The sequence below is a fragment of the Deinococcus alpinitundrae genome (assembly GCF_009982895.1).
Taxonomy (GTDB): domain Bacteria; phylum Deinococcota; class Deinococci; order Deinococcales; family Deinococcaceae; genus Deinococcus; species Deinococcus alpinitundrae.
In genome coordinates, this window is the sequence record NZ_WXZL01000241.1 from 1 (window position 1) to 272 (window position 272).

Annotated in this window: 1 protein-coding gene; it reads right to left on the reverse strand. The window is 28.7% G+C overall.

The window, feature by feature from the left end; genetic code table 11:
- On the reverse strand, positions 1-194 hold a 194-nt coding region (locus GUI70_RS25670), incomplete at its 3' end, for a hypothetical protein (protein ID WP_237725148.1).
- Positions 195-272: the final 78 nt, after the last annotated feature.

Here is a 272-nt window from a genome sequence, read left to right on the forward strand (position 1 = left end):
AAAACAGTAACAATGGACAATAAGAAACCTGCCATCATAGATTTTAGCATGTATCGTCCTGGTGTTTGCTGTACCATCACTTGTTTCATTTGAACAGATGATGATATTGAGTCTACGATTGCTTTAGTTGAATACGTATCTTCAACTGTTTTATTATTTTTTATCCCAGTACTTCCCCCATTTACTTTGATCAAATAAAATTTACTTTCTAATTATATTAGTAAATCAATGTAATTGATAGATTAAATTTCAGAAAAATCTTTTTATTCTCT